The organism is Chitinophaga qingshengii (assembly GCF_014529935.1).
In the GTDB taxonomy this organism is placed as follows: domain Bacteria; phylum Bacteroidota; class Bacteroidia; order Chitinophagales; family Chitinophagaceae; genus Chitinophaga; species Chitinophaga qingshengii.
Window position 1 is genome coordinate 183,984 of sequence record NZ_JACVFC010000005.1, and the last position, 14,750, is coordinate 198,733.

The window sequence follows — 14,750 nt, forward strand, 5'->3', positions numbered from 1 at the left end:
GCACAGCGGTTTTTTGTTTTTGTAAGATGATTATTTTTTATCCCACCATACTTTAGAAAGATACGCATCTCCTTTGGACAAGCCTTTTACGGCCTGTTGGTAGTTATCCGTATTCAGCAATGCTTCCAGGGAAGAATAAACTGCTCTGCGCGGAATAGTGCCATTGGTAGAGCCCTGGTTGGGACCCGGTGTCAGCACCGGGTAACCGGTACGGCGCCATTCTGCAAACGCTTCATAGTCGCGGCCAAACAGCTGTATCCATTTCTGGGTCATGATTTTTTCCAGCTGTTGTTCGCTGGTGAGGCCTGCCAGGGAGAACTCCGCATCGATGTATGCCTGCGGGATGGTGGTGATGTTATAAGGCTGCATGGCCATCGCTGCTTTGATGCCATCCTGGTAAAATTTCTCTGCATCCGCGGGAACAGCGCCCCAGCCCATCAATGCGGCTTCCGCTTTAAAGAAACATACGTCTGCATAAGTGAATACGTAGCAGGGGATAGGCGATGCCAGTGTTTTGTTAAAATAGGTGGTAGTGGAGGCGGTGGAGTAGTCATCCTTGATGATGCCCGCCAGCAGCGCATCGGTGAGCGCTACGCCGATACCACGGTAAACAGGGGTGCCGGTGTTTTTTGAATTGACAGTCGGTGCCGCAATGAAAGTCAGCCGCGGATCTTTTTTATTGGTGAGTGTACCGACAAAAGCGCTGGCCAGGTAACGCAGGTCAGGACTGCCGCTGATGAACTGCGCCAGGATAGGATGTGCGTTGGTGGTTTGTGCGTCGTTGAACGTAGGGACGGCAGCGTTATCCTTATTATCTGCAAACAGTGGTCCGCTCATAGCTTCCCGCACGGTTTTTTCTGCCAGTTGCGGGGAGGCGTATTTAATGCGCATGCCCAGCCGCAGTTTCAGGGAATTGCCGAATTTTTTCCAGTTGTCGACGTTGCCTTTGTAATAGAAGTCGGCGTTGCCATAGGAAACGTCGCTGCCGTTCAGTTTGGCGATGGCGGCATCCAGATCGGTGATCAGCTGTTTGTAGATGGATTCCTGGCTGTCATACGCCGGTTTGTTATTCACGTTGCCGGCATCTTCGGTGGTCCGGGAAAACGGCACGTCTCCAAACAGGTCGGTGAGCCGTTGCCATACATATATCTCCATGATACGGGCGATGGCCAGTTTGGTACGGCCGGTAGGATCATCTTCTTTGCCTTTCAGCGCCTGGTTACGGATCTGGCCGAGGTTGCGCAGCAGGGTGTAGTGGGCTGCCCACATGTTATTGTCCGGCTGCTGGATGTAGCGGGAAGTAGGCGCCACGAGGCCGCCGGCCCAGTATTGTACCCATGATCCCACCTGTATATTGGCGGTTTCGGTGCCTTCGGCGAAGGCGGCATCTTTTTGTGCTTTGGACAGCAGGATAGCCGCATCGATATTGGTCACGGAGGTAGGCGGCGTATTCAGGTCCGTGAAATTTTTGGTGCAGCTGCTGAAGGAAAGGCTTCCCAGCAACAGGGCGGCATATATGGAACGGGTATGTTTTTTCATCTCTTCTTCTTTTTTAATGCATTATAAATCCAGGCTCAGGTTAATGCCAAAGTTCCGCATCATGGGCAGCGCGGTAGATTCCAGGCCCAGAGAGGAGTTGTTGACGTTGAAACCGGAAGCTTCGGGAGAGAATCCATCTGTTTTACGCTGGAAATAGAACAGGTTACGGCCATAAATACCGACGCCTGCGCGTTTGATGATTTTGCCGCTGAACAATTTCGCCGGCAGCTGGTAGCTGAGACTGATTTCCCGCATGGCGATATAGCTGGCGTCGTTCATCATTTCTTCGGATACTACGTTTTCTTTATCGTTGGCTACTACGTTCCAGTAGTCCTGTGCCTTTACGGTCATGGTATTGGCTTTACCGGTGCTTACCCAGTTGCCGTTGTTATCTTTGGCGGCAATCATGCCACTGGCAACATAGCTGCCATCACGACCGGCCAGCGTTCTTTTGGTAGTGCCGTAGATCAGTTCTTCGCGGTTGCTTTGGGAATATACCATGCCACCCTGACGGATGTCTACCAGGGCGCCCAGTGTAAATCCTTTGTAACGGAAGGTATTGGAAAAACCGCCGGTCCAGTCGGGCAGTGCGTTACCCAGTTCGGTCAGCTGGCGGCCTTGTGTACGCAGTGGTAAGCCGGTAGCGGGATCAATGAGGCGATTGCCATGTTCATCTTTCAGCCAGGCGAAACCGGTACCGATCATGGTGCCGAAAGGTTTGCCGGGAGCGGCGATCACGTTGATGCCACGGTCGCTGCCCAGCACAAATGTTTCTACGCCGGCGGCGAGGGATACCACTTCATTGCGGTTGCGGGAGAAGTTAAAGGCGCTTTCCCAGGTGAAGCCGTTGGCCAGTTTCAGCGGGGTACCGCTGATGGACACTTCTATACCCCGGTTACGGATTTCGCCGGCATTGATACGGCGTGCTTCAAACTTGCTGGACGGTGGTAGCGGTACGTCGAGGATCTGATTTTTCGTAGCGGCGTTATAGTAAGTAAAGCTGATGCCTAAACGATTATTCAGCAAACGCAGATCGGTACCGAATTCCAGGGAGGTGGTGAGCTCGTTTCTCAGGTTCGGGTCAGGGATCACGGAGGTGAAGTAACCGAGTGGCTGCCCGCCGTGGGTGAACTGATCGAGGCTATAGGTACCGGTCAACTGATAAGGGTTGCCGGAGCTGCCTGCCTGCGCGAGGGAGCCACGCAGTTTCCAATAGGTGAGTATATTGCTTTTGATGTTGAGCGCGTCTGTCATGATCACGCTGGTACTCACGGATGGATAGAAGAAGGAATTGTTCTGCGGCGACAGGGTAGAAGACCAGTCGTTACGGGCAGAGAAATCCAGGAACCACCAATCACGGAATGACAGTTGACCGAAACCATATACAGAGTTGATTTCAGACTGTTGTAAATCGAACAGGTAGGAATTGGTAAGGGTATTGTTGATCACATGCAGATCGGGCACAATAAATTCTTTACCCGTGTTGCCGGTCATGCGGTAGAATTTTTTCTGGTGGCTGCTACCGGCATTCAGGCCCAGTGTAAAGTCTTTGTTGAGCGGCAGGTTGGCATTGAGCAACACATCGTAGTTGTCTTCCCTGACCCGCAATACTCTTTCTTCGATATCGCCGTTTCTGTTCTGGCTTTGGTACGTGCCTTTAGCGCGGTAGCGCAGGCGTTGTTCGGTGTAGAAATCGGTGCCGCCGCGTGCAGTGAGCTTCAGCCATTTGGTGAAGTCGTAGGAGAGGCGGAGCATACCCAGTATACGATCACGCTGATCGGCGTTGTAGGTTTTGTTGATGGTCCAGTATGGGTTGGCAGTGGAACTGTTGGTGGCGTAGGTTTTTTCCAGGCCGGGCGTTACGCCGCTGTAGCCGAATTGTTTGGCGACGTCGCTGGCGGTCCATTCGTAATCAGCGAGGATATACATCGGCATGCTGCGGGGCTGGCTGATGAACAGGTAGGCCGGGTTGTCGGAAGCGTCGGACAGGGTAGGCCTGTTTTTACCTTTCTGGTTGATGTAGTTCACTTTGGCGTCCAGCTGCAGTTTAGGCGTGATGGAGGCTAAAGCGCGCAGGGTAAAGGTGTTACGGTCCAGTGTATTGTTGGGCACATAGCCGTTAACGTGGGTATTGGAATAGGAAAAGCGGTAGGTCACTTTATCATTGCCGCCTTCGGCGCTGATATTGTTGACGAATTGTTTTTCCTGGTTGAAGAAATGCTGGTAGGTATTGGGTTGTGGGGTAAGGTTCAGGATATTGCCCCACTGATCTTCATATTGCTGGCCTTCCATTTTAGGGCCCCAGCTGCTGCGTGCGATACGGTCGCGGCCGGCGCTCATTTTAGGCATGCCTTGCAGGCTCTGTGCTTTGGCTTGTGCCATGGTGTAAACTTTACCATCCTTTGCGCGGAAGTGGGTGAAATCGCCATCGAGGCCTTGCCCGTATTCATCCTGGAAATCCGGTGTTACCAGTGCGTTACCCAGGGAGTAATCGCTGCTGAATTTCACGCCGATGCCTTTACGGGAGCTGCCGGATTTAGTGGTGATAAGTACCACGCCGTTGCTGCCTCGTTGACCGTACAACGCGGCGGCGTTGGGACCTTTCAGGATAGAGATACTTTCAATATCATCCTGGTTGATGTTGGAAATACCATCACCATAATCCACCCCACCAGTACTGCCGGCTGCGCCGATGTTCTGGTTGTCCAGTGGCACACCGTCTACTACATACAGTGGTTGGCTGTTACCCTGCAGGGAGTTATTACCACGGATCACGATTTTGGAAGAGCCACCGGCGCCGGAAGCGGGGCGGGTAACCTGTACACCGGCTACTTTTCCGGAGAGGGCGTTAGCGACGTTGACTTCCTTGCCTTCGGAGAGGTCGGCGCCTTTCAGTTCGGCTACGGTATACCCCAGCGATTTACTTTCCCGTTTGATACCTAACGCGGTTACCACCACTTCTGACAATCCTTTGGAACCTTCGCTCATTTTTACATTGAGCGTGGTATTGCCGTTGAGTTCCTGGCGTTGTTTGCTGTAGCCGATGAAGGAAAACAGCAGTGCTTTCGCGCCGGAAGGCAGTTGTATGCTGTATTTACCGTTGCCGTCAGTCACGGCGCCTTTGGAGGAGCCTTCTACGGTGACGGTTACACCGGGCAGCGGCACATCTTTTTCATCGGTTACTTTACCGGTGATGACGGTATCTGCTGCGAGGTGCGTGGCTGGCTGCTTTACCGGTGCTTCTTTCAGTGAAATAGTGCGGTCAATGATTTTGTAGGCCAGCGGTTGCCCTGCCAGGCACTGGTCCATCACTACGGTGATGTCGGCATCTTTTACCTGTACGGTTACTTTACCGGCTTTTTTCAGCAGGTCGTTGTTGTACAGAAAATAGTAGCCGGTCTGTTGCCGGATAGCGGCAAACACCTGCTCCAGCGGCGCCTGTTGCATGGATAGGGTGATCTTTTGCGCGTAGCCGGTGGCAGATACGCTCAATGCAGCCATCAACAGCAGCATGGCGGTGAGTTTGGCGGCCGCGCTGATTTTTACAGGCAAAGGGAATAGCATACCCCGCCGGCAAGCGGAAATAAATCTTTTCATCATCTGTTTGAATTTTAGATTAATAGCGGTTATGTCCCGTTAATTTTGGCATTCCTGGTTGTTCTTCATTACAGGTATTTGTTAATTCGCGTGTACTCGTTTACGTTATAGGCTCACACTGACTTTCCTGCCCCTGATATCAAAATGGGCGCCGCTTACATAGTTCAGCATCTCCAGTACTTGTGACAATCTTGCCTGCCGGCTGATGTTTCCGCTGATTTTCCTGGCCGGCAACGGTCCCTGGAATTCCAGCTCCAGGTCATACCAGCGGGCTACTTGTTCCATAATGTCGCGGAAATCGTCGTCTTTAAAATAGAAAATACCCTCTTTCCAGGCAATTGCTTTTTCGGTATCGGCATAGGTGATGGACACCTTTTCTGACTGTACATTGGCCTGCTGCCCGGGAACCAGTTGCAAGGCGCGTTTGCCGGGTAGCTGAACTTTTACCGCGCCGCTTACCAGGGTTGTTTTTACCGCATAGTCATAGGCCCCGATGTTGAACCGGGTACCCAGTACCTGTACTTCTACACCATTGACCGTTACCTTAAACGGCTGCTTACTGTTGGCCGCTACTTCAAAATAACCTTCACCGGTGAGGGTGACGGTCCGCTCCTTACCATTGAAATGTACCGGGAAAGTAAGGGAGGACGCGGCATTAAGCCATACCTTGGTGCCGTCTTCCAGGGTGAGCTGGTATTGACCGGCCCTGTTGGTGGTCAGCGTATTATATAAACTGGCGTTGTTATCGCCGCTGTCGTGATAAACGAGGCCGCCATCATCCCGCCGGATGGTGGTACCATCGGCTTCGGTAATGGTTTTATCTGCCTGGCCGCCGAGGGCGACGGTTTTGCCATTGCCCAGCTGTAACACTGCCTGGTTGCTGCCGGGCAGTACATCGTTTTTAAAAGTGTGTGACTGGTCTGCTACAATACGGGTATCCGGTGTAGTGGCGGACCGGGGATACAGCAATACCACGCCGGCGACGACGGCAGCTGCTGCGGCTGTCCAGGCTGCGAAGCGCACCCACGCCGGTTTACGGGTAGTGGGAGTAGCGGTGGTGCGGGCAAGGACGGCTGCCCAATCGGCATCCACATCAATATCTTCCTGGAAAGCAATACCAGCGGCCAGCTGCGCAGGCTCCTGCAAGGAGTCGTACAGTGCCTGATGACGGGCATCTGCTGCCAGCCATTGCTGCAGCCGCTGTTGCTCTGCGGCGGTAGCTTCTCCGCGCAGGCACCGCAGCATCAGTGCGGCATGGTCAAATGTGTCGTGGTGTGCGTCCATGTTGTCGGTTCCGTAATAAAGAAACGCAAGGCGGCAAATGGGGTGAAAGAAAAAGAGAATTTTTTTTGAGCAGGGGAATCAAAGGAGAAAGAGACCGTAGATTTCTGGGTTCAGCCGTTGCCGTAGCAGGTGAAGCCCTCTTTTTTTCTGGGTTTTAACAGTGTTGATACTGATGTTGAGCTGATGGGCGATCTCCTGGTTTTTTAAACCATCTATATAACCCAGGCGGATAATCTCCTGGCAGGCTTCAGGAAGCGTCTGTAATACACGATTAATTTCTCCCATTACTTCAGACCGGATCATGGTGAGCACCACCGTGGTATCGTCTGGCGGGGGCGTAGCCTGGGAGGCGGCAAATTTCTCCACTACTTTTTCATGGCGCAACAGGTTCAGGCAGGCATTGCGCACGGTCGTATACAGGAAGTTTTTGATGGCCACCGGATGCGGCGTCACCTGGGCACGTTGTCCCAGGTAGCTCACAAAGGCTTCCTGCGCAATGTCGCGTGCCTGGTCTTTGTCTCCCGTAAACTGGAAGGCAAAATAACATAGCCGCGGATAATAGGCTTTAAAAAGACTGGCTGGTTCCAGTGTATCTGATTGCATAGACATATTCGCTCCCTTTCTGACCTGGTTACTAATATAGTGCGAATTTCGGGTAGTACCGGCGTCGGCACAGGAATATATAACGGTTTGGTAACTTACACAAAAAATCAAAAAAAAGATAGCCGGATAGCCATTATATTGCCGCCGCATATTAAAATGCCCTGCTTTATGAAGAAAATAATAGCCTGTTGCCTGCTCTGGGGAAGTGTTCTGACAGCAAAGGCGCAGCAAACCCCGTTTGTACTGGGTGTAACGGACCAGGTGGTATCCCGGCAACTGAACGAAACCAGGACCCTCAATATTTACCTGCCGGAAGGGTATCAGAAAGATACCGCTACTTACCCGGTTATTTACCTGCTGGACGGATCGGCGAATGAAGATTTTGTGCATGTCACCGGACTGGTGCAGTTTCTCACCATGATCCGTTTTATGCCGCCGACGATTATAGTGGGCATCGCTAATGTGGACCGTAAGCGTGACTTTACTTTTCCCACGTCGATTGCGGAAGATAAAAAAGCGTATCCTACCACCGGAGGCTCCGCGAAATTCATTGATTTCCTGGAGAAAGACCTGCAGCCTTACATACAGCAGCATTACCGGGTAAAGCCTCACCGCACCCTGGTAGGGCAGTCGCTCGGCGGCCTGATAGGCACGGAAGTGCTGTTGCACCGGCCTGAACTCTTTGAACAATACGTGATCATCAGCCCCAGCTTATGGTGGGACAATGAGTCATTGCTGACAGCCGCACCGGCGTTACTGCGTAAAAATCTGCGGAAACCGGTGAATGTATACTTGTCTGTTGGAGAGGAAGGTGACGTGATGAAAAAGGATGCCGCCCGTTTGGCAGCATTACTGGAAGCGGCGAAACCGCAGCCTGTGACGCTGTACTACGTGCCTTTCCCCGCGGAAAACCATCTGACGATATTACATCGCAGCCTCTATGCCGGTCTTGATAGCCTGTTCCATAAAATGGTACCCGTTGTCAAGCCTTAATATAATCCCTTAACACTACGGGCACATTACTGTTGTCTACATACAGCACCGGAAAAATACCATTACGGTGTTGTATGTAATTACAGGCTACCTTATCCAGCGCACTGAAATCGAAAGGCTTCAGGTACACCTGATGCCCGCCGGTAAACGAGGCTGGAAGTGCGCAGGGCTGCATGTTTGATCCAATCTGTGAAGCGCGCAGCAGGCGCACCACTGTCCGGTCGTCGGGGTTGCTGGTATCCGAAGGAATATTCACTACCCGGTCGGAGACGAGTTGCAGCAGCGCAATATCCCAGCGGGTATCGCTGGTGCTGAAGATGCTGTAATACAGCTGCTGCTGTTCATGTACTTTGATGATTTTTGCGAGGCAGACAGGTTTTCGGGAGATGTTTTCCAGTACCTGTTTTTTTCCCCTGCCGGAGATGATGATAAAAAGCAGGACGCCGGCGATCGTCACCAGCACTGCTCCCAATCCGTAGCCACTTTGCAATAAACGGGCTTTGTTCAGGAAAAAAAGCGTAAGACCTCCCGCTGCAATCAGCAGGGTCGGCAATAGTAACAATTTGTTACCGGACGCAAAATGAGCATAATTTTTTTTCCAGTCGGTTTTCCTTTCAAGATGTTCCAGTTTGGTGACATCATAATGTGCCATCATGGGTGATAGACGTTTTTCAAATAAGGTGAATAGTAATAAAGTAAGGTTTCCTGTCTATAAATCCACTTAAAATTTGGGTTAATCAGCCGGTCTTTGTCGAGTGATGGGCAAAGATAAAGAAAGTCCCGCAGTTGAACATCAATTACGGGACACTAGATAAAAAAATACTGGAAATTAGGGAGATGCTGTCAACCGCCTAAAACGACTTCAATGGCGGCGCCCAGTTCGGCTGTTTCAGGCGTTTCATTGTCTGTATCTTTCTCAAACCAGTAATCAGCGCCATCGCTGTCCTGTTTCCGTACCAGTTGTACGGTCTTATTGGGCAAGGCTACCAGGAAACTGTCCGCCGACTCCTGCGAGACGGCAATCAACTGTCCGTGGTAATCGATGTGAAAGGTGCTCATGGTAGACGTTTTACCCAACAGGTCACAAACATGGTGCCTGTATCTGCTGCGAGCGAACTGATCAACGGTGCTTTTTTTGGAACAACTTTTCCTATTTTTAAACCCGCAACAATAACGGCTTATGAAAAAATGTATTAACCTGCTGCTATTACTGGTAACAGCTGCGGTGACTGTGCAGGCACAGCAGCTGTATGAACCCCGTAATATCCGGAATGCTTTTGAAAACGGGACCCGCTCCCGTACCGGGGACCCGGGTCCTCGCTATTGGCAGAACAAAGGACGGTATGATATCCATGTCACCGTTAATCCGCCCTCTCCTGTAGTATATGGCCGGGAAAATATTACCTATATCAACAACAGTCCGAATGTGCTCAAAAACCTGGTGCTCGATCTGATCTGCAATGATCACAAACCGCAATCACCCCGCTCCGGCTATGTCAGCAAAGATTATCTGGCCAGTGGCGTAGTCATCGACACCCTTATTATCAACGGGCAAACAGTACCTTATAACAACGACAGAGGTACGGTAGGTGCTGTTAAGCTGCCATCACCGCTGGCTTCAAAAGACAGCCTGCAAATGCAGATCAGCTGGCACTATGAACTGTCTGTGGAGAGCGGAAGGGAAGGCATCATCGACAGTACTACCTATTTTATGGCTTACTACTACCCGCGTGTAGCCGTATACGATGACTACAACGGGTGGAACATGCTGGAACATACCGGCCGCGTGGAATTCTACAACGATTTTAACGACTACAGGGTGGCGGTGAAGGTCCCCAAAAACTTTGTGGTATGGGGTACGGGTAACCTGCTCAATGCCGGCGAGGTACTACAGCCGGAATACGCTGCCCGCCTGAAAAAGTCCTACAGCAGCGATTCCTGTATGCATATCGCTACCAAAGCTGAGATGCTGGCGGGAAAGGTAACCCAACAACAGGAATGGAATACCTGGAAATTCAGCTACGATCATATCCCCGATGTGGCGCTGGGCCTCAGCAACCACTACGTATGGGATGCAGGCAGCGCAGTGGTGGACAGCACTACCCGTCGCCGTGCCAGTATGCAGGCGGCCTACAATGATACCGCCTACGATTTCCGTCATTCGGTTCGTTTCGGGCAAACAGCGCTGTCGCTCTTTTCGCACCAGTGGCCGGGTGTTGCGTATCCTTATCCGGTGATGACCGCCTTCCAGGGTTATGCCGATATGGAATACCCGATGATGGTCAACGACGGCTCTGTAGGCCAGGAGCTTGACTTTGCCCAGCTACTGCAGGACCACGAAATGGCCCATACCTATTTCCCTTTCTACATGGGTATCAATGAAAGCCGCTACGCTTTTATGGATGAAGGATGGGCTACCACCTTTGAATACCTGGCAGGAATCGTGGAAAAAGGAAAGGAAAAGGCCGATGATTTTTATCGCCAATTCCGGGTGGCGCATTATATCGGCAACCCGTCCACGGAAGAAGACCAGCCTATCATTACCATGTCCAACCAGGTAAGTGGTGATGGTTACTCCGTTAACTCCTATGGTAAGGCTTCCCTGTCTTACCTGGCGCTGAAAGATCTCCTGGGAGATAAGCTATTCCGTAAATGCCTGCACGCCTATATGGACAAATGGCATGGCAAACACCCGATTCCGTGGGATTATTTTAACAGCTTCAGCACCGCTGCCGGGCAGGATTTGAACTGGTTCTGGCAGAACTGGTACTTCAGCAATCACTACATCGATCTGAAGCTGTCTGGCGTAACGCAGAAAGGTAAGACGGTGGCACTTTCTATTGCGAACGAAGGCGGTTTTGCCATTCCGTTTGATGTGGTGATTACCTATGTGGATGGCTCAAAAGCCACTGTGCATCAGACACCGGCGGTATGGAAGAAAAATCAGCGTCAGCTGCAGTTGACATTGCCGGCCAATAAAGTGGTCGCGGGTGTTACCCTGGAGGGCAATCTTTTTATGGATGCCACACCGGGTAATAACAGTTGGGCCAGCAAACATTGACGGTCTCCTTTAACCAATATAAAAAAGCGGTGGCGCCTGCAGGCACTACCGCTTTTTTATGTTTTGCCGGCGAAGGCTACTTAAATATTCAGGCGTCATGCCCAGATACGAAGCAATATCCTTTAGCGGTACGAACTGTACAATGTCAGGATGGATTTTCATAAAATTGATATATCGCGCTTTGGCGGGCAACGTAAGGGTATCAATTATTTTCTTATGATGAGCACATAGTGCGTCCTGGTACATCTTTCTGAAAAATCGTTCCAGAGAAGGAGATTTATCCAATATACAATCAAAGGAAGGTTTGCTTAGCTGCAATACTTCGGTGTTTGTAATAGCCTTAATAATGACGGTAGAAGGCGCCTGGTTGAGATAGGAATTGAGATCAGCCACCCATTTCTCTGCCGGCACCAGCAAAATACAGTGTTCGTTCCCCGTAGGGCTCACATGATAGGTTTTCATAAACCCCTTTAATACAAAATTCTGATGACGGCAGATTTCCTCATTCTTCAACAGTAATTCGCCTTTTTCCATTTTTCTGTAGGTAAATGCTTCTTCTATTAAAGCAATGTCGGACGCAGTAATGGGAACGTACTGCTTTATGTATTTGATGAGTGTTTCATGCATTCCGGGAAATTTGAGCAAGTCCCATAATAAACAAGGTTCAACTAAATATTAATATTTATTAAGACTTTATTTATCCAAATATAGGATTATTGTGTAGCGTTCAAACGACATAAAAATGAAGAAAGTCATTATCGCACTCAAAATTATCGGTGCCATAGGTATAACAGGCTTTTGGGGAAACAAGCGTTTTTTTTGTCTCTTTCTTTTCTACCTGGTAGCCGTTATCCTGGAAAAAATCATAAAATACAGGAGCAAAAGGGGAGAACCGGAGAAGCCGGTCAACTCACCGGTTCTTACGCACTACTATGTAAGTATGTACTTAAGTTTGCTCAATCCCTTAAATATTATATTGTTGCTAAAGCAGCTGCTGGGGCAGCTGTATATCCTGGTGTTTTATGGCTACCGGTTACCGTCTCCATCGTCTTTCCGGAACAAGGTACAGTATAGGCTGCCCTTTAAAGGCGCCTGGGCGGTAGGCAGGGGAGGTGTTACTGCGGATACCTCCCATTCATGGGATATATATACGCAACGTTATGCCTACGACTTTTTTATGATGGATGATGCGCATAAACCCTGTAAAGATACCGGCAAACAACTGGACGATTACTACTGTTTTAACCAGGACGTTATCGCTCCTGCTGATGGTACAATCATATCGGTTAAAAACAACATCGCGGATTATAGCGGTGTGGGGGATCTTTCGGTGGACTGGAAGTCACCTGATTTCAGGGGAAACTTCGTCATCATCAAACACGCAGACCAGGAATACAGTTTTATTGCGCATTTTAGATGTGGCAGTATCAGCGTGAAAAAAGGAGATATCGTGAAACAGGGCCAGTTTATTGGAAAGTGCGGCAACAGCGGACATTCCACCATGCCGCACATTCATTTTCACCTGCAAAACAGCCGGCGGTTCTGGATCGCGCTCGGTTTACCGGTAGTATTCAATGATATTGTGATAAACGGTGTACAAAACACGGACGCCTATATTACCGGTAGTCAACTGGTAAGCAATAACGCCTATTGTATACAATCATCGGACATGCCGGTATAACGGAGTATTGTTCCTGAAATACCTTTGGGCGCCCGCAAAAAAACTGCTGATAGTGCAGGATTCCGGTTATTTATAATTTGATAAATTCTACTCTGCGGTTATTAGCCTTGCCCACTTCGGTGTTGTTATTATCGATCGGCTGTGTTTTGCCTTTGCCGTCTGTTTCCAACCGGGTTACATCGATACCGAAGTCTTTGTTTAATGCCGCTTTTACCGCGTCTGCGCGACGTTTGGACAGGTCGAGGTTTAGTTTGTCGTTGCCATCTGCATCAGTATGACCTACAATTTTAACCCGTACGGCTGCATTCTCTGTCAGCACGTTGGCAATGTCTTTTAACGCACCATAAGATTCCGCTTTGATCCGGTCGCTGTTGGTATCGAAGAGAATGCCATGGGAGACGAATTTGCCTTCGGTGATCAGTTTGTTGCGGGTATCGGGAGCGCCTACTGCCAGGGTGATATTACTGATGTAGAAGGTGCCATCCTGTTTGTCGTAGTCCGGTGCATAGGCGGCAAATGCCAGTGTGTTGAGCACAGCGCTGGCATCCAGTGCGCGTGGGAGGTCTACGATTTTGGTGCTGTCAAGATATACGCGTACCCGTTGTTTCTGCCGCCAGATAGATACCCGTACATAGTTTTTCTTTGGTACGTTGAATACAGGCAAACCATTGATCGTATTGCTGCCGATCACATTGGAGGAATAACGGAGGTAACCGTCGCCGGAATGTTTGGGTGCAAGCGATACTTTAAAGGAGGGAGACATAATGTGGTTGTCGGTACCGAGGTCAAATTTTTCGTCGGCACTCGCCGCTTTCAGCAGACTCACGGTCAGGTTGCCGATACCGGCAATACCGTTGCTGGCCATTACATCTACCTGTAGGGTGAAGTTGTCGGGGAAGTTGCTGGTCAGGTATTCCGGGTAAAAAACACCGTCCTGTTTGATGGCCAGCCATTTACCCGGACGGTTGCTTACTGTCACCACTTCCGCACCGGAACGGGTATTCCACTGGGCCGGAAATTCACCTACAGCATCCTGGGCAAAATTCTCCTGCATGATAATTTTTTCACCGGGTACAAAGTCAAACCGGGAATAGGACCTGATATCAGTATTGGCAACAGCGCCCTCATTGCCATTGTTCGTATTGCCCGAAGAAGTGGTGGACGTCGTCGTATTGCCGGAACCGTTAGTGTTTTCTTCACTCTTCTTTTTAGGAGCCGTGGCATTGTCAATCGTCTGGTCTATCTTTTCGTTGACTTTCTGCTGAACTTTATTTTTGATACGGTCAAAAAGCTGGGCTTGCGTAGTGCCCGCCCATGCACTGATACCGAGTAGCAGGAATACCTTTTTCATAATTAACAACAAAGATGGTTCTGAAATAATGGATAAAATGCCCTGCAAGGTAATTATGTTTGGCGGTTCCTGCCGACAGAAAGATGTTATTTTTTTTGAAAGCAGGGTTATATTTAGGAATAGGAAATGCTTTTAATCATTGTTTATGTTGATAATAAGACACTTTTTGATAGTCCTGCTGTTAGCGACCGGACTGAATGCCGTAGGCCAACAAAAGCCGGCCGTGAAGGTTTCCGGGGAAGTTACCCACCCACTAACCCTTTATCCGGAAAACCTGCGCCAGATGAAACGTACTACGGTCGCACTGAAAGACCATGAAGGTAACGAACGCGCCTATACGGGCGTACCGGTACAGGAAATCCTGGAACAGGCGGGTGTCACCACGGGAAAAACATTAAAGGGGAAAAATCTCCGTAAATACCTGCTGGTACGCTGCGCAGATGGGTATGAAGTACTGTTCTCACTTGCTGAACTGGACAGTGCTTTCACCGATAAGGTAGTTATCCTGGCAGATGAATCCGGCGGACAACCGCTGCCCGCCGGAAAAGGGCCTTTCAGACTGGTGGTACCCGGAGAGAAAAAGCCTGCCCGCAGCAGTTTCCAGGTAACGGATATGATCGTAGGTTTCGCGAGGGACTAAA

12 protein-coding genes are annotated in these 14,750 nt (G+C 50.1%); 4 read left to right on the plus strand and 8 right to left on the minus strand.

The genetic code is table 11. The features are described 5' to 3' along the window. Nucleotides 1-30 precede the first annotated feature (30 nt). The 4 genes from ICL07_RS27825 to ICL07_RS27840 form a co-directional block, all read right to left on the minus strand. A complete protein-coding gene (locus tag ICL07_RS27825; protein ID WP_188091344.1) occupies nucleotides 31-1,539 on the minus strand; it encodes a SusD/RagB family nutrient-binding outer membrane lipoprotein in 1,509 nt (502 codons plus the stop codon). Between the two features lie 21 nt (nucleotides 1,540-1,560). Further along, nucleotides 1,561-5,139, minus strand: coding sequence for a SusC/RagA family TonB-linked outer membrane protein (locus ICL07_RS27830; RefSeq protein ID WP_223152125.1), 3,579 nt, complete (start codon nucleotides 5,137-5,139; stop codon nucleotides 1,561-1,563). Nucleotides 5,140-5,241: 102 nt separating this feature from the next. Next, nucleotides 5,242-6,420, minus strand: coding sequence for a FecR family protein (locus ICL07_RS27835; protein ID WP_188091345.1), 1,179 nt, complete (start codon nucleotides 6,418-6,420; stop codon nucleotides 5,242-5,244). Nucleotides 6,421-6,498: 78 nt separating this feature from the next. Next, the gene (locus tag ICL07_RS27840; RefSeq protein ID WP_188091346.1) at nucleotides 6,499-7,029 is read right to left on the minus strand and encodes an RNA polymerase sigma-70 factor; all 531 of its coding nucleotides are present in this window, start codon (nucleotides 7,027-7,029) and stop codon (nucleotides 6,499-6,501) included. 162 nt (nucleotides 7,030-7,191) lie between these two features. On the opposite strand from ICL07_RS27840, the gene ICL07_RS27845 reads away from it, so the two are divergent. After that, on the plus strand, nucleotides 7,192-8,016 hold the full coding sequence (locus ICL07_RS27845) for an alpha/beta hydrolase (RefSeq protein ID WP_188091347.1): 825 nt from the start codon (nucleotides 7,192-7,194) through the stop codon (nucleotides 8,014-8,016). On the opposite strand, the gene ICL07_RS27850 is transcribed toward ICL07_RS27845, so the two are convergent. Then, nucleotides 8,006-8,671: a hypothetical protein gene (locus ICL07_RS27850; protein WP_188091348.1), complete on the minus strand. Its 666-nt coding sequence runs from the start codon at nucleotides 8,669-8,671 to the stop codon at nucleotides 8,006-8,008. The two genes, ICL07_RS27845 and ICL07_RS27850, sit on opposite strands and share 11 nt — an antisense overlap. Nucleotides 8,672-8,859: 188 nt before the next feature. Then, entirely contained in the window at nucleotides 8,860-9,075 is a 216-nt protein-coding gene (locus ICL07_RS27855; protein ID WP_188091349.1) for a hypothetical protein, read from the minus strand. 121 nt (nucleotides 9,076-9,196) lie between these two features. Here ICL07_RS27855 and ICL07_RS27860 point away from each other — a divergent pair, with 121 nt between their 5' ends. Next, complete coding sequence (locus tag ICL07_RS27860) at nucleotides 9,197-11,077, plus strand: M1 family metallopeptidase (protein WP_188091350.1); 1,881 nt, start codon at nucleotides 9,197-9,199, stop codon at nucleotides 11,075-11,077. Nucleotides 11,078-11,122: 45 nt separating this feature from the next. Here ICL07_RS27860 and ICL07_RS27865 read toward each other — a convergent pair whose 3' ends face one another. After that, nucleotides 11,123-11,704 (minus strand): Crp/Fnr family transcriptional regulator, encoded by a 582-nt coding sequence (locus ICL07_RS27865; protein WP_188091351.1) that lies wholly within the window; start codon nucleotides 11,702-11,704, stop codon nucleotides 11,123-11,125. A 115-nt stretch (nucleotides 11,705-11,819) separates the two neighbouring features. On the opposite strand from ICL07_RS27865, the gene ICL07_RS27870 reads away from it, so the two are divergent. Next, nucleotides 11,820-12,758, plus strand: a complete 939-nt coding sequence (locus ICL07_RS27870; protein WP_188091352.1) for a M23 family metallopeptidase — start codon at nucleotides 11,820-11,822, stop codon at nucleotides 12,756-12,758. 70 nt (nucleotides 12,759-12,828) lie between these two features. On the opposite strand, the gene ICL07_RS27875 is transcribed toward ICL07_RS27870, so the two are convergent. Continuing rightward, nucleotides 12,829-14,109 carry an OmpA family protein gene (locus ICL07_RS27875; RefSeq protein WP_188091353.1) on the minus strand — a complete coding sequence of 427 codons (1,281 nt, stop codon included), beginning with the start codon at nucleotides 14,107-14,109 and terminating at the stop codon, nucleotides 12,829-12,831. Nucleotides 14,110-14,254: 145 nt separating this feature from the next. Here ICL07_RS27875 and ICL07_RS27880 point away from each other — a divergent pair, with 145 nt between their 5' ends. Next, complete coding sequence (locus ICL07_RS27880; RefSeq protein WP_188091354.1) at nucleotides 14,255-14,749, plus strand: molybdopterin-dependent oxidoreductase; 495 nt, start codon at nucleotides 14,255-14,257, stop codon at nucleotides 14,747-14,749. The last annotated feature ends 1 nt before the right edge of the window (nucleotide 14,750 follow it).

Coding starts and splice junctions, on each gene's coding strand:
- ICL07_RS27825 (WP_188091344.1), bottom strand. CDS start 1,539: ATGAAAAAACATACCCGTTCCATATATGCCGCCCTGTTGCTGGGAAGC.
- ICL07_RS27830 (WP_223152125.1), bottom strand. CDS start 5,139: ATGATGAAAAGATTTATTTCCGCTTGCCGGCGGGGTATGCTATTCCCT.
- ICL07_RS27835 (WP_188091345.1), bottom strand. CDS start 6,420: ATGGACGCACACCACGACACATTTGACCATGCCGCACTGATGCTGCGG.
- ICL07_RS27840 (WP_188091346.1), bottom strand. CDS start 7,029: ATGTCTATGCAATCAGATACACTGGAACCAGCCAGTCTTTTTAAAGCC.
- ICL07_RS27845 (WP_188091347.1), top strand. CDS start 7,192: ATGAAGAAAATAATAGCCTGTTGCCTGCTCTGGGGAAGTGTTCTGACA.
- ICL07_RS27850 (WP_188091348.1), bottom strand. CDS start 8,671: ATGATGGCACATTATGATGTCACCAAACTGGAACATCTTGAAAGGAAA.
- ICL07_RS27855 (WP_188091349.1), bottom strand. CDS start 9,075: ATGAGCACCTTTCACATCGATTACCACGGACAGTTGATTGCCGTCTCG.
- ICL07_RS27860 (WP_188091350.1), top strand. CDS start 9,197: ATGAAAAAATGTATTAACCTGCTGCTATTACTGGTAACAGCTGCGGTG.
- ICL07_RS27865 (WP_188091351.1), bottom strand. CDS start 11,704: ATGCATGAAACACTCATCAAATACATAAAGCAGTACGTTCCCATTACT.
- ICL07_RS27870 (WP_188091352.1), top strand. CDS start 11,820: ATGAAGAAAGTCATTATCGCACTCAAAATTATCGGTGCCATAGGTATA.
- ICL07_RS27875 (WP_188091353.1), bottom strand. CDS start 14,109: ATGAAAAAGGTATTCCTGCTACTCGGTATCAGTGCATGGGCGGGCACT.
- ICL07_RS27880 (WP_188091354.1), top strand. CDS start 14,255: ATGTTGATAATAAGACACTTTTTGATAGTCCTGCTGTTAGCGACCGGA.